This is a genomic window from Acinetobacter lwoffii, from assembly GCF_022967985.1.
Taxonomy (GTDB): Bacteria; Pseudomonadota; Gammaproteobacteria; order Pseudomonadales; family Moraxellaceae; genus Acinetobacter.
This window is the reverse complement of the sequence record NZ_JALJVC010000011.1, coordinates 48,179-68,803: the sequence shown is the minus strand read 5'-3', so window position 1 is coordinate 68,803 and position 20,625 is coordinate 48,179. Positions and strand designations below refer to the sequence as shown.

Genomic DNA, 20,625 nt, shown 5'->3' with positions numbered 1-20,625 from the left:
TTCCAAGGGGGAAGTCAGCGGGATATATCTCAAGGCATATCCCGCTTCTTAATGTATTAAGCGCTAGCGCGGCGACGATCAACTTCAGTAGAAGGTGCGTCTTGTTTCTCTTTCACAAGTTCAATATCAAATTGAATGTGTTTGAAAGGACCGTTGAGACCACGTTTTGCAATTTCAGCTTCATCAGTCACGTCAACCGCAGTTGCCACCAAGCCTTCACGAGTCGCGAATGCAAAGTCATCCCACAGGTATTGGTCGCCTTCAATATTGAATTGAGTAGTCAGCTTGCGGTAACCCGGTGCAGATACGAAGTAATGTACGTGCGATGGACGGTTACCGTGACGGCCTAATTTGTCCAGTACAAACTGAGTTGTACCTTCTGGAGGGCAGCCATAACCTACTGGCATTGTAGTCAATGCAGTATATTGACCATCTGCAGCGGTAATGATGCTGCGACGCAAGTTAAAGTCAGACTGTGACTTGTCAAAGAATGAGTAGTTGCCCAGGCTGTTTGCATGCCAGATTTCAACTTTAGCACCTTCAACACGGTTGCCGTCAGTATCCGTCACTGTACCTTCAATGATTAAAGTCGGGATTTTGCCTTCTTCAGAACCATCATCCATACGTGCAAAGCTTACTGTTTCAGGTGCACCAGCGACATAAAGTGGGCCTTCAATCGTACGTGGCGTACCGCCAGTAATACCTGCTTTAGCATCCGCTTCATCAGCACGTAAGTCTAGGTAGTGTTCCAGACCCAAACCTGCAGCCAATAAACCTAATTCGTTCGCTTGACCGGCATCAGTAAAGTATTCCAGACCTTTCCACAGTTCTGACTGAGAAATATCAAGATCTTCGATAGCCTGGAAAAGGTCACCCAATAAACGCACAACAACTTGTTGTACACGTTCATCTACAGGACCTGTCGCTGTATCAACGTTCATTTGCTTAACTAATGCATCAATTTCTTGGCGATTCATACTATTGCTCCTAAAGTATGTCTTTCATCTTTTAGTGGCGCACTTTTTTAGCTTTCATTGGCTGGCTAAATCTGGCTGGCCACAATCCTTGTTGAGGTACCCTCTGTTTTCGATTCGGAAGGGGAATCCGGTGACTCCCAATCCGCTCATTCAATCAACTGTCGTCATCTCGAACTGAAGATGGGTGACGGTTTAATGCCATTACTTCAATGTTCATATAAGGATAGAGAGGCAAGCCTTGTAACAGGTTGTGCAACTCTTCATTGCTTTCAACATCAAAAATACTGATGTTTGAGTACTGGCCTGTGATGCGCCAGATATGACGCCATTTGCCTTGACGCTGCAATTCCTGTGAATAAGCCTTTTCAACAGCCTTAATTTCGTTTGCCTGTTCAACTGGCAGATCACGTGGAATGTTTACATCCATACGTACGTGGAAAAGCATGGGTTTCTCCTAATTACTGACGACGCAAGTTGTCAATCTTGTTTTCATCCAACTCAATCCCCAGACCTGGACCTTTCGGAATCTCAAGTTCAAAGTTTTGATAGTTGAGCGGGGTTTTCAAAATATCTTCAGTCAGCAGTAGAGGACCAAACAGCTCGGTACCGAACGCCAGACTTTCAAAAGTAGAGAACACATGTGCCGAAGCAATCGTGCCCACCGGGCCTTCCAGCATGGTGCCGCCATACAGATCAATACCTGCAAGTTTGGCAATCTTGCCTACTTCGCAACCTTCAATCAGGCCACCCGACTGGGCAACTTTGACTGCAAAAACAGATGAACCGTTTTGTTTGGCAATCTCATACGCTGAGTGCGGGCCCATTAACGATTCGTCTGCCATGATGGCAACATCAAAACGTCGGGTCAGACGGCGCATAGCGTCCAGGTTATCAATTGCACATGGCTGTTCGATCAGATCAACACCGCCATCTTGCAATAACTGGATGCCTTTAATCGCTTCCAGTTCTGACCAGGCACGGTTCACATCGACACGGATCGAAACGTCTTTGCCTAAGGCTTTCTTAATTGCCAGCACATGTTCAACATCTTCTTCTACCGGACGAGAACCGATTTTCAGTTTGAAAATGTTGTGGCGTTTTGCCGCAACCATTTTCTCTGCTTCAGCAATATCTTTTTCGGTATTGCCAGAAGCCAATACCCAAAGAACTGGAATACTGTCACGTAAGCGGCCACCGAGGACTTCGCTTAATGGCAAACCTAAACGTTGTGCCTGAATGTCTAAAAGTGCAGTCTGAATCGCACATTTAGCAAAACGGTTACCATTAATATTCTTTTTGATTGCTTGTAATGTCTGTGCAACATTTAAACCGGATAATGTTTTTAAAAGAGGCGCAAAATAAGTTTCAATATTAACTTTTACGCTTTCCGGGCTTTCATCACCATAACCTAAGCCACCGATAGTTGTTGCTTCACCCCAACCGATGTAACCATCTTCAGTGGTGATTTTGACCAATACCAGGGTCTGGGTTTGCATCGTCGCCACTGCCATCTTGTGAGGGCGAATGGTTGGAATTTCTACCAGCAAGGTTTCAACTGACTTATACATAATACGGGTTCACATTCTTGCTTTAATGCTTTGACTTGATATACCTTAAAAGAATAATGTTGATTGGTCTAAGATCGATTTAGCATTTTTTTATACTTTAAAGGTATTCAAAGCCATGGAACTCAGACATTTGCGTTACTTCGTTGCCGTCGTCGAAGAACAAAGTTTTACCAAAGCGGCAGAAAAACTGTTTATTGCTCAACCACCTTTGAGCCGACAGATCCAAAATCTAGAGCAAGAGCTCGATATTCAGCTATTTGAGCGTGGTAGCCGCCCGCTAAAAACCACTGAAGCCGGTCAATTTTTCTATCAGCATGCTGTTAAACTTTTGTCTAATGCTGAAGAAATAAAATCGATGACCAAGCGGATTGGCATCGCGGATCGCACTATTAGCATTGGTTTTGTCGGATCTTTATTATTCGGTTTACTATCGCGTATTGTGTTTCTATTTAAGCAGCAACACCCCCAGCTCAAAATTGAGATGGTTGAAATGAATACTTCAGAACAGATTCAGGCACTTAAAGAAGGGCGAATTGATGTCGGCTTTGGACGCTTGAGAATTTCAGATCCGGCAGTGAAACGGGTGTTGCTGCGTGAAGAACGCCTAGTAGTGGCGGCTCATTCAAGTCATGTACTGGCTCATCGTGAAAATATACATTTATCTGAACTGGTCGATCAGCATCTGTTCTTATATCCGAATACTGGAAAGGCAAATTTCTCTACCCAAGTTCGTGGCATATTTTCCGAGTATGGTCTGGAACCGAAAAATATCCGGATTGTCCGTGAGTTACAGCTGGCACTGGGCTTTGTCGCTGCCGGAGAAGGCGTCTGCATCGTGCCGGAAAGTGCGCAAAACATTAAATTAGCCCATCTCAACTTTGTACCTCTAGCAGATGCTTTTGCAGTGAGTCCTGTCTTTATGGCCATGCGCAATATGGATGAAAGCGAATACATTCGTTACCTGTTTGATGCGGTATATCAAGTCTATGATCTTGAAGCGCTAAAATACGATCGATCGGTATTTTAATCGCTAAAAATTGTGCGAATGATATAGCGCCAAAACCTATGAGGACGTGATAAAAACAACCTGTTTTAGAAAACTTCATGATTGAATAATATATTTATTAATTAATTGAATAGTTTAATTTTACCCAGACCTTATAGGTATAAAGCCATGCCTATTCAGTTTTAGACATTTTTTCCTATTTTCTGCATTGTGAGCAGCATAAGTTGAACTTCACAATTAGGAGGTGGAGATGTCTACAAATAAAGTGAATATAAATACGCTGATTGATGAAGCGAAATTCACACCCTTTCACTGGGGTGTTTTGATCTGGTGTTTGCTGATCATTATTTTTGACGGTTATGACCTGGTCATCTATGGAGTGGCGTTGCCGCTACTGATGCAAGAATGGTCGCTAAGTGCGGTACAAGCGGGAATGCTGGCCAGTACTGCCTTATTCGGGATGATGTTCGGTGCCATGAGTTTCGGAACCTTGTCCGATAAACTTGGCCGTAAAAAAACCATCATGATCTGTGTGGCCATTTTTAGTGGATTTACTTTTATCGGTGCCTTTGCTACATCACCAGTCGAGTTCGGAATTTTACGTTTCCTGGCTGGCCTTGGAATTGGCGGTGTCATGCCTAACGTCGTGGCATTGATGACCGAATATGCGCCTAAACGTATCCGCAGTACGCTGGTTGCCCTGATGTTTAGTGGTTATGCCATTGGCGGGATGACTTCTGCGTTATTAGGTGCATGGTTGGTGCCACAATTTGGCTGGAAAATCATGTTCCTGCTTGCAGGCGTTCCATTGCTCATCTTGCCGATTCTATGGAAATATCTGCCAGAATCCCTGATGTACCTGACCAATAAGCAACAAACGGCTCAAGCACATACTATTATTCAGAAAATTTCTCCGACACAGGTCATCACCAGTGACACCCAGTTTGTACTAAATGAAGTACAAAAAGGGGATGAGGCACCATTAAAAGCACTCTTTCAACAAGGCCGTAGCTTCAGTACCTTTATGTTCTGGCTGGCATTCTTTATGTGCCTGTTGATGGTCTACGCCTTGGGTAGCTGGTTGCCAAAACTGATGATTCAGGCAGGATACTCGCTGGGTGCAAGTATGATCTTCCTGTTCGCCCTGAATATTGGCGGTATGGTAGGTGCCATTGGTGGTGGATATCTCGCAGATAAATTCCATATCAAAAAAGTGCTGACTATCATGTTCTTATGTGGTGCCATTGCATTGATTCTGCTTGGCTTTAACAGTCCGCAATTCGTTCTATATACCTTGATTGCTGTGGCAGGCGCTGCAACGATTGGCTCACAAATTCTGCTCTATACCTTTGTGGCGCAGTATTATCCGTCGACGGTACGTTCTACCGGTATGGGCTGGGCATCAGGTATTGGACGTATTGGTGCAATTGTTGGGCCGGTACTCACTGGTGCTTTATTAACCATGAATTTACCGCATCAAATGAACTTCTTTGCAATTGCGATTCCTGGCGTAATCGCTGCGCTGGCAATTTTCCTGGTGAACTTAAAAACTTCCGTAGATGGCCAAGCCCTTGCAACACCTGATGTGAAGCCGAATCCATTGGCAAAAGAAGCGACACATTAAGTTAGATTTCAATCAATAAAGATAATATTCCCAATGATATAGATCGCCATCGTAACGGGTGGTGATCTGTTGCTAGAATCGAAACGCATAATAAAAAGCGAGTTTAGGATGAACACGACACAATTACTTAATCAACCAACAATCACATTCAAGCGCACAGTTCTGATGAGCATGATGGCAATGAGTTTAGGGGGCATCAGCTTATCGACTCAAGCACAAACCTCAGCTCAGTCGAATCAGCAGGAAATTGAACAACTGCGCCAGGAAGTTCAGGCCTTACGCGCACTGGTTGAGCAACAGCAACGACAGACGGCTGTGGTCACTGCACATGTTGCAGCAACACCTGCTCCAGCAAGCAAACCCGTAATGAAAATTGCCAGTGGTGCCGAATTTAATCTTTATGGAAATATTCGTGCCGATGCCTCTTATCAGGCTGAAGGTGGTTCAGCAGCACGTATGTATAACCAGATTAATGCGGTACCTTTAGAAGGTGTCGGTGAGCGTAGTGATGAATTTAAATCTACTCTGGCTGCAACCCGTTTAGGCATGGATTTTAAAGCACCAGTCGGTGCTGGAGATAAAGCTTTAAGCGGTAAAGTTGAAGTGGATTTTCTGGGCGGCGCAAGCTTTGATAACTTGCGTATCCGTCATGCTTATATCAGCTATGCCAACTGGTTGATCGGTCAAACCTGGTCGAACTTTGCAGTGCCAGATTATATTCCGGAAACTGTAGATGCATTGGTTTATGCTGGCGGTTCAATTAAACGGACGCCACAAGTTCGTTATACCAGCACCATCAGTCCTGAAACCAATCTAGTATTTGCAGTAGAAGATCCTAAAGATGCAACCATTACTGGTATTAAACAACGTCTACCTGCTTTAACGGCACGTTTAAATCATAAATTTGCTGATAATCTTACAGTCAGTGCCCGTGCGATGGGGAATGAAAAGCGTGTCAATGAAGATGAAAAAACCGCATGGGGTGTAGGGCTTGGTGCCAAGTATGATGTTGTGCCGGGTACAACGCTCAAAGCTGACTATTACCATGTCAAAGGCGATAGCAGCTTTGTATCTTATGCAAATACGGGTGTGATTACCGCTGCAAATGGCGATTTATTACAAAGTGAATTTGATTCAATTTCAGTCGGCTTAACTCAGCAGTTTAATGATAAATTGCGCGGCACATTGGGTTATGGCTATATGAATTTTGATGAAGATCAAGCTTATATCAATGCAGTCACTGACAAGACCAAAGCCAATAAAGACTTATGGCAAGCGTGGGCCAACGTGTTCTATAGCCCAACCAAGCCTTTAAGTTTCGGTCTGGAATATGTTTATGGTGAACGTGAGGCATTAGGTGCAGCCGCAAATGGCAGCACTACAGGTGAAGACAACCGAATTAATGCGGTTGCTATTTACAACTTCTAAGACTTCTTTCAATGAGAGAGTCTGATCTGTAACAGAAGCGTGGATGAATTAATCCGCGCTTTTGCTATTTTGGAGAATGGTTTCTGCCAGCAGATTGACTGCATCTTCAATCTTGGCTGTCCATTCAAACGAACAGTTCAGCCGAATATAATGTTGGCTGGCAGGCTCAGGCTTAAACAGCAGTGCAGGGGCAATTGAAATATGCTGTTGAAGCAATTGTTCATAGAGCTGCTGGGCATCGACTTCTTTAGGTAATTCAATCCAGAGAAAATAACCACTGGAATAATAGTAAATTTCACAGATGCTTCCCAAACGTGCTTTAAGTTCTTGATAAAATTTCTTTTTATATTTTTCCAGATGCTGCCTTAAATGCCGCAAATGTTTTTCATAATGATGATGTGAAATAAACTCGACCAGCGCATTTTGAAGTAAGGGACTGACTGTTAAAGTGCTCATGAGCTGTAAGTGCTGAATGGCATCGGAAAATGGACCCGCATACACCCAGCCGACGCGTGCGCCCATCCCCAGCGTTTTCGAAAATGAGGCGCAGTGCAAAACCATCTGATGTTGATCAAAATATTTAACGGGTAGCGGTTTGGATGAACCATAATTTAATTCCTGATAAACATCATCTTCGATTAAATACACCTGATATTCATACAAGAGTTCCGCAATTCTTTGTTTGATTTCAGAACTGACGGTAAAGCCAATCGGATTATGGGCATTCAGCATCAGCCAGCACACCTTGATCGGATACTGTTTTAAAGCCTGTTCAAATGATTCCAGATCAAAGCCAAACTGTGGATGTTCCGGAATCGTAATCACCTGTAATCCCAGACGCTCGGCTGCCTGCCAGGCACCATAAAATATGGTTTGCTGTAGCAGAATAAAATCACCGGGTTGGGTTAAGGCCTGTAAAGACAGATTCAATGCTTCTAGTGCACCGGATGTAATGACAATGTCATCTTGATTGCAGGTAACTCCTTGTAATTGATAACGGTTGGCAATCAGTTGCCGCAAGTTCTGATTGCCGGGCGGCATATGATTCTGGTTGTTATAACTGCTTTTTCTTTTGGCCTGCTGCGCCAGAATCTGCATAAATTTGGCGTTATATAACAGCTCTGCATTGGGAAAGGCAGAACCAAAAGGCACAATCTCTGCTGACTGAGTCGATTTTAAATAATTAAATACCACCGAATTGATTTGAATTTTAGGATTTAAACCAATCTGGGCGGACTGTTTGCTATTGAGCAGAGCTTGAGTGTGTTCTGCAACGTAATAGCCCGATTTGTCTTTGGCATAGACCAGACCTTGTGCTTCAAGTTCCTGGTAAGCATTGAGTACCGTCATCAGGCTATAACCAGATAATTGGGTCTGTTCGCGAAGTGAAGGCAATTTTTCATGTGCCTTCCATACACCGTTTTCAATCATCTGACGGATATTCTGTGCCAGTTTTTCAGACTTATACATACACTTTCTTGAACTAAAACTGTTCTAGTTATTTTGATTTATAGCACATTTTAAGGTACTTAATATAACAAAAGGGAGGAAGAGGAGTGTTGTCATTCTATTTTTTAAGCTTGAGTCTTGATGCACGACAATTAAAGTGAAAATCAGATCTCAGATTTTCTGTGTAAATTTTATCTCTACGTAAATCGTATTCCCATTTTTATACGCCTCAGTCACTTGGCTTAATTTGTCACAATTCGATACTTACAAAGTTAGATTTCCTTGCTAAATTCGATCCACATGATGATAAAAAGTAAGTTACGGTTTCAGATCGAGCCATCATGCAACTATAACAACGATACGCAAATACGGACCAATAACAAGCACAAAGGAGTGGAGAATGCTCGGAAATATGATGTTTCAGCCTTTACTGATCAGCAGCATGATTGAACATGCAGGACGCTATCATGCCGATACCGAGGTAATTTCCAAAAATACCGATACCACTATTACAGTGACCAATTGGGGAGAAATTCATCAAAACTCGAAACGTTTTGCCAATGCATTACAACAACTCGGCTTGGCGCAGGGAGATCGGGTCGCGACCATTGCCTGGAATAATCATCGCCATTTAGAGTCTTGGTATGCCATTTCTGGCAGCGGCTTAGTCTGTCATACCATTAACCCGCGCTTATTTCCGGAACAGCTGATTTTTATTATGAATGATGCTGCGGATCGCGTGGTGCTGTTCGATAAAACATTTGTCCCTTTAATTAAAGCCGTGAAAGCGCTGTTGAGCTCAGTCGAGCATTTTATCTGTCTGGATGCAGCTGATCCGGCAGTTAGAGAAGCGATTCCAGAAGTACAATTTTATGATGATCTGATTGCCGGCCAAAATGCAGAATTTGAGTGGCCAACACTTGATGAAAACTCGGCAAGCTCTCTGTGTTATACATCAGGAACCACGGGAAATCCCAAAGGTGTGCTATTTAGCCATCGATCTACGGTATTACATAGCTATGCCATCATTTTACCTGACTCATTAAATGTCTCGGCTGCCGACATTATGTTGCCTGTGGTGCCGATGTTCCATGTAAATGCGTGGGGCACTCCGTATGCCGCTGCAATGGTCGGATGCACTTTGGTTCTTCCTGGACCGGGTCTGGATGGCACCAGTCTGGTTAACCTGATTGATACTTATCAGGTTTCGGTAGCACTTGGCGTACCGACCATCTGGCAAGGTTTGATTGCAGCCGCAAATCAGTTAGGTTCCAAACTGGAAAGCCTAAAACGGAATGTAGTGGGTGGATCTGCATGTCCACCGGCCATGCTAAGAGCGTTCAAAGAACAGTTTAATTGTGAAACGATCCATGCTTGGGGCATGACGGAAATTAGTCCATTGGGTACAGCGAATCAGCTCAAGACCAAACATTTGCATCTCTCTGATGAAGAAAAATTACAGATTCGGCTGTCCCAAGGCCGTCCGCCATTCGGGGTTGACCTACGTTTGACTGATGCAGAAAAAGGGACGCATGAAATTGAACGTGATGGACAGACCACAGGAAATTTACAGGTCAAAGGGCATTGGGTCATCAGCCATTATTTCGGCAAGGAAGAGTCTGCACTGACTGATGATGGCTGGTTTGATACCGGCGATATTGCTACGCTGGATCAGGATGGCTTTATGAAACTCAGTGATCGTTCTAAAGATCTAATCAAGTCTGGCGGAGAATGGATTTCATCGGTGGAGCTGGAAAATATTGCCATGGGACATCCGGAAATTGCGATGGCTGCCGTGATTGCCGCCCAGCATCCTAAATGGGATGAGCGCCCGGTATTGATTGCCATTAAAAAGCCGGACAGCCAGCTAAGTGAAACTGATCTGCTGGATTATTATGCGGACAAGGTAGCCAAATGGCAGATTCCAGACCGAGTCGTATTTGTTGATGCGATTCCACTCAGTGGTACTGGTAAAATGCTGAAAAAAGATCTGCGTGAATTATATGGGACTATTCTTTTGGAGCAGGCAGCAGGTTAAAGCGTCATTTAATCTAAAAATCCCAACATGAAGTCAAAAAACTGATCTCGAATAGAGGTCAGTTTTTTTATGTATAGGCTAAGCAGCGTTGTCAGTTTAAAAATGCTTTTTCTCAATCCATATCGCCTTGATTGCTACTTTTAGACGATATTGTCCGACAAAAATTCATATTATATGGCTTAGGCACATAATTTGACCTGTATTGACATGGTCTCAATATGAGAATTCTTTATCCTGAGCAATATAATAATTAGACAGTTGTACATTAATAAAACTGTCTGCGGATAAGGGGATAAAAATGACAAGCATGCCAACCTATCAGCCGCATTGGATCCGGGAAGATTTCATTGATTTTATTGGTGAAAAAATCCATCCAACTTGGGCAATCAAAAAAGTTAAGGCTGCCGTTATGGGCATTCAAGCCATCAGCTCTGACTTTTTCAAGATTCACTTACGTCCAAATCATAATTTTAAAGCCAAGTCATTTCAGGCCGGCCAGAATATTGCAGTGACTGTCGGACTGGATGGCGTACGTCATCAGCGACATTATTCTGTGGTGACGGTATTGAAAAATGGTGATCTGATCATTGCGGTTAAACAGCAGGGCAAAGTGTCACGTGCCTTAAGCCTGATGCAAATTGGTGCCGTGATCGAAATATCACAGCCGCAAGGCGAGTTCACATTGCAAAAATCCACGCAGCCGATTTTATTCCTGGCTTCAGGCAGTGGGATTACGGCCATTTATTCCTTGCTGCAAAAAGCAGTGATCCAGTCTCTGGAACAGATCGACCTGATTTATTTCACTCGAGATGATGCCTTTCATGCTGAACTGAAAACCTTGGCTCTCATGCATCCAAACTTGAAATATCACCATTTCAATACCGTGGAACACCAGCAGCATCTGACGCAGAGCTTATTGCAAAAGCTGGTGCCAGACTTTGCAGAACGAAAAATTTACGCCTGTGGCTCAGCCGGGATGATGAAGGCTGCACTGAAAATCGTCGATAAACTAGAATTGAAATCCAATTTTCATTCGGAATATTTCCAGATTGTGGTCGATGAAAAAATTAAAGCACAGCCGGTACAGTTTTTAAGATCGCAGCAAGAGTTTCAGGCGCAGTCCAACTTACTGGAAAGTGCTGAAAAATCTGGTTTGCGACCAGCGCATGGCTGCCGGATGGGCATCTGCAACACCTGTTCCTGTACCAAGGTCAGTGGTTCGGTACGGAATGTCCTGACCGGTGAAATTGATCATGGCAATAATACCCAGATCAAACTGTGCATTTCTCAGGCAGTGAGTCCTGTGGTGATTAATTTATAAACCATTGATAAGCCATTAATTAAACTATAAGAAGGTGCTCCCATGAATATGCAAATTGATTTTAAACGACATAGCAAAAGCCAATTTCTCAGTCCGGAACAGATTGAGGAATTCGGTGCCAAAGTCGATGCAATCCGCCGCGAGGTCATGGATGATCTGGGGGAAAAAGACGCCGAATATATTTATAAAATCCGCAACTTTGTCCGCTATAGCGAAATTGCCTCACGTGGCATGCTGATGTTTGCCGGCTGGTTGCCACCGGTATGGCTGGCGGGGACAGGTCTGCTCGGTCTTTCCAAAATCGTGGAAAATATGGAACTCGGTCACAATGTCATGCATGGCCAGTTCGACTGGATGAACGATCCGAGTCTGAACGGTGTGACGTATGACTGGGATACGATTTCAACTGGCGATGACTGGAAATACACGCACAACTATATTCATCATACTTATACCAATATTGTGGGGATGGATCATGATGTGGGTTATGGGCTAATTCGAGTTAGTGAATCGCAAAAATGGGAACCACGCTTTCTGTTCAATATTCCATTGGGCATTCAGTTAATGGTGTTTTTCGAATGGTATGTTGGCCTGCAACGCCTGCATTTGGAAGACGTGATTGCTTATAAAACCAAGACCTGGAAAGAAGTTTGGGAAGAAGCAGCACCTTTGCGCCAAAAAATGCGCCGTCAGGTGTTAAAAGATTATGTATTTTTCCCGATCATTGCCGGGCCAAATGCCATTCCGGTATTTACCGGAAATGCGGTGGCCAATGTGATTCGCAGTCTATGGGCTTCTGCCGTCATTTTTAACGGTCATTTCACTGAAGATGCTGAAACCTTTGAAATGGATAATACCGACGATGAAACCCGTGCCGAGTGGTATCTGCGCCAGATTCGTGGTTCGAGCAATTTTAGCGGGACGACCTGGCTGCATATTTTGAGTGGTAATTTGAGCCATCAAATTGAGCATCACCTGTTTCCGGATATGCCGGCCAATCGCTATGCGCAGGTTGCGCCAAAAGTTAAAGCGCTCTGTGAAGAATATGGCATTCATTATAACGAAGCGAGTTTCATCAAGCAGTTTTCTACCGTTTGGGTAGGTCTCGCTAAATGTTCTCTACCGAATCACTGGACTGAGCAGGTGGTTGAAAAAACCCATGCTGCCAAATCTGTATTCAACTACTTTAAAGCGAAACTATTGTCATAATTTTTAAGCTTTACTTATTTTACCGTTTTGGTACTCCTCAATAGATTTGGATGGTCTATTGAGGAATTTTTTTTTGACCTTTATCAGATTCAATATCATTAAAATCCTCCTGTTTATGAATAAAATATGGATACAGATTTCAAAAAATGACGAAAGCAAAACAGATCCAGTACTGCTGAAACGCTTTGCCTACAACAACCTGCTTCAGCCCTAAGGGCTTCTCTCTATAATGGCCGCGTCGTTACACTTAAGGTCTCAGTTTTGAAACATCTTAAATATTTTTCAGCAATTCCATTATTAGTACTTTTAACTGCTTGTAACACCACTGAAGCACCCGCACCAGATTATCAGGGCAACTGGAAAAACACCGTGGAAAATCCAAAACTTGAAAATATTCTGGTTATTTCAAAAAATGGTGAAAATTATCTGATTACCAATACGATCAAAGATAAGGAAACCGGTAAAACCGAGAAAAAGAATCCAATGCCCGCTGCAGTGAACGAAAATGGCATGCTTCAGTTGAACGCAGGTGCAGGTATGGTCGATTTTGCAATCGATGAGAAAACCGGAAATCTGGTTGGTTCAGGCTCAATCTATAAAAAAGCCAAATAGTCAGCAAGATTTTTAAGCCACAAATAGTATTCAAGATGTCATGAACAAGGATGCTTCATGGCATCTTTTTTAGTGGATGTTGTTATTGAATGAACTTAATAATTCAGCAAAATTTTCGACATAATAATTTGCTTTGGCTTTGATCAAATCTATTTCATGAGCGGAGTGCTGGTCATACATTGCCACTACCTCGATGCCCGCATGATTGGCTGCTTCTACACCGACTAGAGAGTCTTCAATAATTAGACATTCCTCAGGTCGAAGGTTAAAGGCTTGCAAAACATTCAGATAAACTTCGGGATGAGGTTTAATGTTCTGGACATTTTCACGGGTGAGAATCAAGGAAAAGTCCTCATCAAAGCTGATTTTAGAATTAATATTTCGATTGTTATCCTGATAGCGCTGTACATTGAATAAACTGGTGGTGGTGGTCAAAGCCAGTGATATCTGTTGCTGTTTTAAAGCTTGAATCAGAAGGTCTGCCTGAGGTTTCAATTCGACGATATGATCCAGAAAATGTCGGGAAATTGTATAACGACGATTTTTTACTTCTTCTTTAGCTGGTTCAAAACCGTATTGTTCTTTTAAAAATCCACAATATTCCAGATAAGGATCTGGTCTATGTCTCAAGGCGGTAAGTTGAAGATCGCGCTGTTGCTGAATCTCTTGTAAATCGACTTTTCTGTTGGAGAGCTCATCAATCAGGGCTGCATCGACCTGATTCCAGATGCCTACAGAATCAATCAACGTACCATCCAGATCAAAACAGACCAGCTTTTTATCCTGAAACATATAAGATTTCTCTGTATTTTTACCATTTATTCGGTGGGGCTGAGTATATCGCATACGCTTTAAATGTTTAACTGACCTGAGCAAACCGGGCTGGAAATTTTGCGTTGAGGTACTTGTTGAGGTACTTTTTAATGGATTTATTCATCTGGCAAAAGTATTTTTTTCGGAAAATTACAGCGAGTTTAATCCTGAAAATAGTGGCAAAGTGTTATATTTTAATCTGACCCTCAATAGACTTATGCGGATGAAAGACCTGTCCGAATGAGGAGAAAGTTAAAGGAAATGTATTTCTGTGTTTGAACTTGACTGTAAATTGCTCAGTATTTTTTATTATGTCTATAAATTTAAAAACGTATCTCAGGCAGCCGATCATTTAGATATGAGCCAGCCAGCGGTGAGCAATCTGCTGAATAAAATTCGCCAGCATTATGGTGATCCTTTATTTTTACGTATTGGCAATGAGATGCTACCTACGGATCTGTCCAAACAGCTCTTTCCCTTGGTCAGCGAAGCACTGAGCAAAGTTGAAGCAATCAATAATTTCACGATCAATTTTGATCAGGTCACTTCACAGCAGCGCTTTACACTGGCGATGACCGATGTATCACATCTGGTGTTATTGCCAAAAATTTCCCAGTATCTGAAGCAGCATGCATCCCATATCCGTCTGAATGTGCGTCCGATTACCTCGGAAACCAGTTATCAAATGGCCAATGGTGAGATTGATCTGGCTTTGGGCTTCTTGCCAAATCTGGAGAATGGCTTTTATCAGCAGAAACTGTTTGAGCAATATTATGTGGTGATCGCGGCGAAAGACCATCCGCGCCTGACCGGTGACAGCATCACGACAGAAGAGTATTTACGTGAAACCCATATTGATATTGATGCCGGGATGGGGCATTACCATATTGAAAATGAATTGCTGAATCTGGAACTCAAGCGTGACATTCTAATGCGTCTGCCAAGTTATCTCGGGGTAGGACTGGTGGTACAGGAAACCGATGCGATTGCGACCGTGCCTTATTATTTGAGTGAAGTTTTATTATCACGTGGCAATCTCAAGATTTTTGAGGCACCGATTGCTTTCCCGACCTATTCCGTAAAGCAGTATTGGCATATGTCTTGTCATCATAAAACCAGTCATCAATGGTTACGTAATATGCTGCATGAGATTTTAAGTAAATAACTTTGCAGTTTGGATATCTTGATAAAGTCCTCATCTGTAGATTTTACAATCCTAGTTCAAGCTGGGATTTTTTATTTTGGTACATCTTGATGCCTTTTTCAGAGCCTTGCACCTGAAGTGATCAGTTCCATCTCAAAAAAAAGTATTACGAATATAAAAAATAGTATTACCAGTTTGGCACGTCCTTTGCATCTATCTACTCAATCATAAAGTGATCTAGGGTTCCGATACATGAAGATTCATGTAGGTCTGCGACCGAGAGTTCACGGCTTAAGTTTCAAGCTCAAGCTACACGGAGGGATAAAAGCCCGGGAGGTAAACCGTACAAGATTGGGATGGATGCATATGAGCACAACTACTTATCACGAAGATCAAGTCCTCTGGACTGAACGTTTACCGGGTGGACACCACTGGTCAGCACGCATCCAGCGTGGCGCAGTTTTACAACTTAAATCTTTAGGCGCAAATGCCAATGTTTCACTGTTTTGTGTGAATAGCGAAGATAAGCTTGAAGCCTATAACATGCCAGACAGCTTAAAAGGTCAACACAGCGCATTTTTAAGTACAGGGCACATTTTGGCGTCTGATTTAGGTCGTGCGATGATCTCGATTGTTAAAGATGACCATGGTTGGAATGATGCCTTTTGTGCGCCAAGTACCGCCCCGCAAATTGGAGCACAGTTTGGCACGAAGACCTTCCAGGATGCCCGCAACGACATGTACCGCAATGCTAAAGACAGCCTACTTTTAGAGATGACCAAATTTGGTTTATCTGCGACGGATCTGAGTAATACCTTAAATCTATTCTCTAAAGTGCAACCAGATGACAACGGTAACTTGTCTTATGTCGTATCTGACAATACTGATCAGGTGATTGAACTACGTTTTGAAATGGATTGTTTGGTGTTTTTATCCAGTGCACCACATGCCTTAGACAATTCTACTGAATATGCACCTGCCGATATTCAGCTCTCACTCTTTAAAGCACTGCCTTTAGGCGACACCGATGTCTGCCGTGACTCATGCCCGCAAAATCAGCGTGCGTTTCAAAATAATAACCGCTACTACGCTTTAACTGCTTAAGGGGAATGATCATGACTGCACTCGTAAACCCAACACAAAATCATGAAAAATCAGTACTTAACGAAGTTTGTCCTGCCGGTGAAGCATGGATGTGTGAAGTCAAAAAAGGCCAGTATTTCCGTATTGTTGATCTTGAAGGTAATCAAGCGGTGGATACTTTGTTTATTTCCGCACATAACCCTGAAGAGCGTTATAGCGCAACCGATACTTTGGCTATGAACCGTCAAATTTATCTAGAAAAAGGTACGACTTTATATACCAACTTTGGCAATAAAATTGCGAGTATTCATGATGACAACTGCGGTCGCCACGATACTTTAGGCGGTGCATGTTCATGTGAAAGTAACACAGTCCGTTATGCGCATGATAAATATCCAATGCACAGTTGCCGTAACAATTTCATGATTGCATTGTCACAACATCCGATTGCGAAAAAGCATGGTCTGAATGTGCGCCATATCGGTCCAAATATTAATTTTTTTATGAATGTACCTGTAACTTCAGATGGTCACCTGAAATTTGATGATGGGATTTCTGCACCCGGCAAATATGTGGAAATTAAAGCTGAGATGGATTTGATTGTGTTGATCTCAAACTGCCCACAACTGAATAACCCATGTAATGCCTATAACCCAACAAAAATTCAACTGATTGTCCGTGAAGGCGAGGTATAAGACTATGACTTTAAAATATGGGTTTAATAAAGTTCTCATCGCCAACCGTGGTGCAATTGCTTGTCGTGTCATCCGTACCCTTAAAAAATTAGGCATCCAATCGGTTGCGGTGTATTCGGAAGCAGATCGTGATTCCTTGCATGTGACTTTAGCTGATGAAGCGGTCTTTATTGGTGATGCACCTGCAAGCCAAAGCTATCTGAATGTCGATAAAATCTTAGAAGTGGCCAAACATACCGGTGCGCAAGCGATTCATCCGGGCTATGGATTCCTGTCTGAAAATGCCGAATTCTGTAATCTCTGTGAAGCACAAGGCATTGTGTTCTTGGGCCCAAATGCCGAGCAAATGAAAGCATTTGGTCTGAAACACACTGCACGTGAATTGGCAATTCAAGCCAATGTACCGTTATTGCCAGGTAGCCAATTATTGGCTGATGAAGCTGAAGCCCTGCTTGAGGCTGAGCGTATTGGCTATCCTGTGATGCTGAAAAGTACCGCAGGTGGTGGTGGTATTGGCATGCGTTTGGTGTGGAATGCGGAGGAGCTGAAAGAAGCTTATGCAACCGTGTCTTATTTAGCGCAAGCCAACTTTAAAGATGCAGGCCTTTACTTAGAAAAATTCGTACAAAATGCTCGTCATATCGAAGTGCAAATCTTTGGTGATGGCAACGGTTTAGTTCTAGCACTGGGCGAGCGTGATTGTTCGGTGCAACGTCGTAACCAAAAAGTGATTGAGGAAACGCCTGCACCACATTTAAACGATACGCAACGTGCCTATATTCAAAATGTCGCGATTCAATTGATGCAATCGGTGAATTACCGTTCGGCAGGTACCGTTGAATTTGTGATGGATACCGACACCCAAGAATTCTATTTCTTGGAAGTGAATACCCGTCTACAAGTAGAGCATGGTGTAACCGAGCAAGTCTTTGGTGTCGATCTAGTGGAATGGATGGTGACTTTAGGCAGTAGCGATTGGGTTGCACCTACATCAACACTTGAGTCTCAAGGTCATTCGATTCAAGTGCGTCTTTATGCTGAAGATCCAATCAAAAACTTTCAACCAAGTGCTGGACTTTTGACTCACGTTGAATTTGATGCCAATGCCCGTAATGAAACTTGGGTAGAAACCGGCTCCAATGTCTCGTCGTTCTATGACCCGATGATTGCCAAAATTATCGTCACAAGCGATTCTCGTGATTCTGCCATTCAAGCCATGACGGATACTTTGGCTAAAACTTCGGTTGCCGGCATTGAAACCAATCTTGAATATCTGCAAAACATTATTGAGGGTGAGGTCTTTAAAGCAGGCACGCAAACCACACGCTTCTTAAATACCTTTGAGTGGAAAACCCAAAAGATTGAAGTCCTTCAAGCAGGCATTCAAACCGCCGTGCAAGATGTCACAGGCCGTTTGGGCTATTGGGATGTCGGCGTACCGCCATCAGGTGCGATTGATCCGCTGTCTTTAAATGTCGCAAACCAATTGTTAGGCAATGTACCGAATACCGCAGGTTTGGAATGTACGCTACAAGGGCCAAGCCTAAAATTTCATTGTGATAGTCAAATTGTGCTTGCTGGTGGTGATATGCCATCTACTTTGGATGGCGTAGCCGTTCCAATGTGGCAAACTGTCAATGTACGCAAAGGTCAGGTGTTAAAATGTGGCAAGATCGCCACAGGTTGTCGTACCTACATTGGCATTAAAGGCGGTCTAAATGTGCCTGAATATTTAGGCTCACAAGCAACTTTTACTTTAGGTCAATTCGGTGGTCATGCAGGGCGTAACTTACTGATTGGCGATATGCTTCCAATCACGGCATTTACATCCGATGAAGTTCGCGCATTAAGCGATGATCAAATCCCGACATTCTCCAATTCTTGGGAAATTGCGGTGATGTATGGTCCACATGGCGCGCCTGATTTCTTTACCAAAAACGACATTGATACTTTCTTTGCGAATGAGTTTGAAATTCACTTTAACTCAAGCCGTACTGGTATCCGTTTAATTGGACCTAAACCTGAATGGGCACGTCAGGACGGTGGTGAAGCGGGTCTGCATCCATCGAATATCCATGACAATGCTTATGCCATTGGGGCGATTGATTTTACCGGTGATATGCCGATTATTTTAGGTCCAGATGGCCCAAGCCTTGGTGGTTTCGTGTGTCCTGCGGTGGTCATCAATTCGGAACTTTGGAAACTCGGTCAGCTTAAAGCAGGCGATAAAGTCAAATTTGTGCCTGTGAGCTACCATCAAGCGAAATTGCTGAATGAAAAATATCATGCGCAATTAACTGCTAAAGATACGCAAGCAGTCACTTTTGATGAATCATTCTATCCTGAAATCAGCACCTTAAAATCTGCCATTTTAGATACCTTGAAAGGTCAAAATGGTACGCCTGATGTGGTGTATCGTCCTGCCGGTAGCAACTATATGTTGGTGGAATATGGCGAGTTGGTTTTAGATTTAAACCTGCGTTTCCGTATTCATGCGCTGATGCAATGGGTGAAAGATCAAAATATTCAAGGCATTATTGACCTGACACCGGGCATTCGTTCACTGCAAATTCATTTTGATTCGACCCAACTCGATCAGATGGATTTATTGCGTATGCTTCAAGTGGCAGAAGAGCAACTGCCTGATGTGACCGAGATGCAAGTGCCATCACGTACCGTGTATTTACCATTGGCGTGGGAAGATTCACAAACCCAACTCGCAACCGAACGTTATATGCAAACCGTGCGCCCTGATGCGCCGTGGTGTCCGGACAATATCGAATTTATCCGTCGTATTAATGGCTTAAAAGACAAACAAGCTGTGAAAGATGTGGTCTATAACGCCAGTTATTTGGTCATGGGCTTGGGCGATGTGTACTTGGGTGCGCCTGTGGCAACGCCACTTGATCCGCGCCAGCGTTTGGTCACCACCAAATATAACCCTGCACGGACATGGACACCTGAAAATGCTGTGGGTATTGGCGGTGCGTATATGTGTGTCTACGGTATGGAAGGTCCGGGTGGCTATCAGTTTGTTGGTCGTACTTCGCAAATGTGGTCACGCTACCGTAAAAACCCTGATTTTGAGCAAGGTATGCCGTGGTTACTGCGCTTCTTTGACCAAATTAAGTTTTATGAAGTGTCTGAAGCGGAACTCATGCAAATGCGTGAGGACTTTAAAGCAGGGCGTTTAAAATTACGCATTGAAGATGGTGTATTGAATCTGAAAGAATACAACGACTTCTTAACTGAAAACCAAGAATCTATTTCGGAATTTAAAGCGGTGCAACAAGCCAACTTTGATGCAGAGCGCCGTCGCTGGCATGAAGCAGGTCTTGCGGAATATGTCTCTGAAAGTCTAGATGCTGTGGATGATGGCGAAGGTGTTGAAGTGCCTGAAGGTGGTTGTGCGGTGGAATCACATATGCCAGGTTCAATTTGGAAAATTGAATGTCAGTCAGGCGATATTGTGGAAGAAGGTGCGACCTTAGCTGTGATTGAAGCGATGAAGATTGAGATACCAATTATTGCACCTGAGCGTATGCGTGTGGATGCAATTACCATTGAAAAAGGGCAGACGGTAAAAACGGGGCAGGTATTGTTTACGTTGGCGCCAGTGGCTTGATGAATTAATAATAAAAAAGACCGCTTAGGCGGT

At 43.3% G+C, this 20,625-nt stretch carries 16 protein-coding genes and 1 riboswitch; of the genes, 11 read left to right on the top strand and 5 right to left on the bottom strand.

The features are described from left to right. Window positions 1-56: 56 nt before the first annotated feature. The 3 genes from catA to MWG72_RS08345 all read right to left on the bottom strand — a co-directional run bounded on the left by catA (window position 57) and on the right by MWG72_RS08345 (window position 2,545). Window positions 57-977, bottom strand: a complete 921-nt coding sequence (gene catA, locus MWG72_RS08355; protein ID WP_005100210.1) for a catechol 1,2-dioxygenase — start codon at window positions 975-977, stop codon at window positions 57-59. 154 nt (window positions 978-1,131) lie between these two features. Continuing rightward, on the bottom strand, window positions 1,132-1,422 hold the full coding sequence (catC, locus tag MWG72_RS08350) for a muconolactone Delta-isomerase (RefSeq protein ID WP_004647036.1): 291 nt from the start codon (window positions 1,420-1,422) through the stop codon (window positions 1,132-1,134). Between the two features lie 13 nt (window positions 1,423-1,435). Continuing rightward, the gene (locus tag MWG72_RS08345) at window positions 1,436-2,545 is read right to left on the bottom strand and encodes a muconate/chloromuconate family cycloisomerase (RefSeq protein WP_004647035.1); all 1,110 of its coding nucleotides are present in this window, start codon (window positions 2,543-2,545) and stop codon (window positions 1,436-1,438) included. 115 nt (window positions 2,546-2,660) lie between these two features. Between MWG72_RS08345 and MWG72_RS08340 the strand changes: the two genes are divergently transcribed. The 3 genes from MWG72_RS08340 to MWG72_RS08330 all read left to right on the top strand — a co-directional run bounded on the left by MWG72_RS08340 (window position 2,661) and on the right by MWG72_RS08330 (window position 6,603). After that, the gene (locus MWG72_RS08340; RefSeq protein ID WP_247143748.1) at window positions 2,661-3,572 is read left to right on the top strand and encodes a LysR family transcriptional regulator; all 912 of its coding nucleotides are present in this window, start codon (window positions 2,661-2,663) and stop codon (window positions 3,570-3,572) included. Between the two features lie 229 nt (window positions 3,573-3,801). Next, window positions 3,802-5,175: an MFS transporter gene (locus MWG72_RS08335; protein ID WP_005246252.1), complete on the top strand. Its 1,374-nt coding sequence runs from the start codon at window positions 3,802-3,804 to the stop codon at window positions 5,173-5,175. A 108-nt stretch (window positions 5,176-5,283) separates the two neighbouring features. After that, window positions 5,284-6,603: a DcaP family trimeric outer membrane transporter gene (locus MWG72_RS08330; protein WP_247143747.1), complete on the top strand. Its 1,320-nt coding sequence runs from the start codon at window positions 5,284-5,286 to the stop codon at window positions 6,601-6,603. Between the two features lie 48 nt (window positions 6,604-6,651). On the opposite strand, the gene MWG72_RS08325 is transcribed toward MWG72_RS08330, so the two are convergent. Continuing rightward, on the bottom strand, window positions 6,652-8,073 hold the full coding sequence (locus MWG72_RS08325; protein ID WP_247143746.1) for an aminotransferase-like domain-containing protein: 1,422 nt from the start codon (window positions 8,071-8,073) through the stop codon (window positions 6,652-6,654). Window positions 8,074-8,452: 379 nt separating this feature from the next. On the opposite strand from MWG72_RS08325, the gene MWG72_RS08320 reads away from it, so the two are divergent. The 4 genes from MWG72_RS08320 to MWG72_RS08305 all read left to right on the top strand — a co-directional run bounded on the left by MWG72_RS08320 (window position 8,453) and on the right by MWG72_RS08305 (window position 13,232). Continuing rightward, complete coding sequence (locus MWG72_RS08320) at window positions 8,453-10,090, top strand: long-chain-fatty-acid--CoA ligase (protein WP_247143744.1); 1,638 nt, start codon at window positions 8,453-8,455, stop codon at window positions 10,088-10,090. Between the two features lie 298 nt (window positions 10,091-10,388). Beyond that, entirely contained in the window at window positions 10,389-11,411 is a 1,023-nt protein-coding gene (locus MWG72_RS08315) for a flavin reductase family protein (protein ID WP_247143742.1), read from the top strand. 42 nt (window positions 11,412-11,453) lie between these two features. After that, window positions 11,454-12,620, top strand: coding sequence for a fatty acid desaturase family protein (locus tag MWG72_RS08310; protein ID WP_247143741.1), 1,167 nt, complete (start codon window positions 11,454-11,456; stop codon window positions 12,618-12,620). A 261-nt stretch (window positions 12,621-12,881) separates the two neighbouring features. Next, window positions 12,882-13,232, top strand: a complete 351-nt coding sequence (locus MWG72_RS08305) for a hypothetical protein (RefSeq protein WP_004280391.1) — start codon at window positions 12,882-12,884, stop codon at window positions 13,230-13,232. Window positions 13,233-13,301: 69 nt separating this feature from the next. On the opposite strand, the gene MWG72_RS08300 is transcribed toward MWG72_RS08305, so the two are convergent. After that, window positions 13,302-14,024, bottom strand: a complete 723-nt coding sequence (locus MWG72_RS08300; RefSeq protein WP_247143740.1) for an HAD family hydrolase — start codon at window positions 14,022-14,024, stop codon at window positions 13,302-13,304. A 292-nt stretch (window positions 14,025-14,316) separates the two neighbouring features. On the opposite strand from MWG72_RS08300, the gene MWG72_RS08295 reads away from it, so the two are divergent. The 4 genes from MWG72_RS08295 to uca all read left to right on the top strand — a co-directional run bounded on the left by MWG72_RS08295 (window position 14,317) and on the right by uca (window position 20,592). Next, window positions 14,317-15,210 carry a LysR family transcriptional regulator gene (locus tag MWG72_RS08295; RefSeq protein WP_004647024.1) on the top strand — a complete coding sequence of 298 codons (894 nt, stop codon included), beginning with the start codon at window positions 14,317-14,319 and terminating at the stop codon, window positions 15,208-15,210. 205 nt (window positions 15,211-15,415) lie between these two features. After that, window positions 15,416-15,527, top strand: a riboswitch (guanidine-I (ykkC/yxkD leader). Between the two features lie 28 nt (window positions 15,528-15,555). Next, window positions 15,556-16,293, top strand: coding sequence for an urea amidolyase associated protein UAAP1 (locus MWG72_RS08290; protein WP_247143739.1), 738 nt, complete (start codon window positions 15,556-15,558; stop codon window positions 16,291-16,293). Window positions 16,294-16,304: 11 nt separating this feature from the next. Then, complete coding sequence (locus tag MWG72_RS08285) at window positions 16,305-16,967, top strand: urea amidolyase associated protein UAAP2 (RefSeq protein ID WP_247143738.1); 663 nt, start codon at window positions 16,305-16,307, stop codon at window positions 16,965-16,967. 4 nt (window positions 16,968-16,971) lie between these two features. Then, window positions 16,972-20,592: an urea carboxylase gene (gene uca / locus MWG72_RS08280; RefSeq protein WP_247143737.1), complete on the top strand. Its 3,621-nt coding sequence runs from the start codon at window positions 16,972-16,974 to the stop codon at window positions 20,590-20,592. Window positions 20,593-20,625 lie beyond the last annotated feature (33 nt).

Bases quoted from the DNA above. Each gene is read 5' to 3' on its own strand.
- catA (WP_005100210.1), bottom strand. From the start codon at position 977: ATGAATCGCCAAGAAATTGATGCATTAGTTAAGCAAATGAACGTTGAT.
- catC (WP_004647036.1), bottom strand. From the start codon at position 1,422: ATGCTTTTCCACGTACGTATGGATGTAAACATTCCACGTGATCTGCCA.
- MWG72_RS08345 (WP_004647035.1), bottom strand. From the start codon at position 2,545: ATGTATAAGTCAGTTGAAACCTTGCTGGTAGAAATTCCAACCATTCGC.
- MWG72_RS08340 (WP_247143748.1), top strand. From the start codon at position 2,661: ATGGAACTCAGACATTTGCGTTACTTCGTTGCCGTCGTCGAAGAACAA.
- MWG72_RS08335 (WP_005246252.1), top strand. From the start codon at position 3,802: ATGTCTACAAATAAAGTGAATATAAATACGCTGATTGATGAAGCGAAA.
- MWG72_RS08330 (WP_247143747.1), top strand. From the start codon at position 5,284: ATGAACACGACACAATTACTTAATCAACCAACAATCACATTCAAGCGC.
- MWG72_RS08325 (WP_247143746.1), bottom strand. From the start codon at position 8,073: ATGTATAAGTCTGAAAAACTGGCACAGAATATCCGTCAGATGATTGAA.
- MWG72_RS08320 (WP_247143744.1), top strand. From the start codon at position 8,453: ATGCTCGGAAATATGATGTTTCAGCCTTTACTGATCAGCAGCATGATT.
- MWG72_RS08315 (WP_247143742.1), top strand. From the start codon at position 10,389: ATGACAAGCATGCCAACCTATCAGCCGCATTGGATCCGGGAAGATTTC.
- MWG72_RS08310 (WP_247143741.1), top strand. From the start codon at position 11,454: ATGAATATGCAAATTGATTTTAAACGACATAGCAAAAGCCAATTTCTC.
- MWG72_RS08300 (WP_247143740.1), bottom strand. From the start codon at position 14,024: ATGTTTCAGGATAAAAAGCTGGTCTGTTTTGATCTGGATGGTACGTTG.
- MWG72_RS08290 (WP_247143739.1), top strand. From the start codon at position 15,556: ATGAGCACAACTACTTATCACGAAGATCAAGTCCTCTGGACTGAACGT.
- MWG72_RS08285 (WP_247143738.1), top strand. From the start codon at position 16,305: ATGACTGCACTCGTAAACCCAACACAAAATCATGAAAAATCAGTACTT.
- uca (WP_247143737.1), top strand. From the start codon at position 16,972: ATGACTTTAAAATATGGGTTTAATAAAGTTCTCATCGCCAACCGTGGT.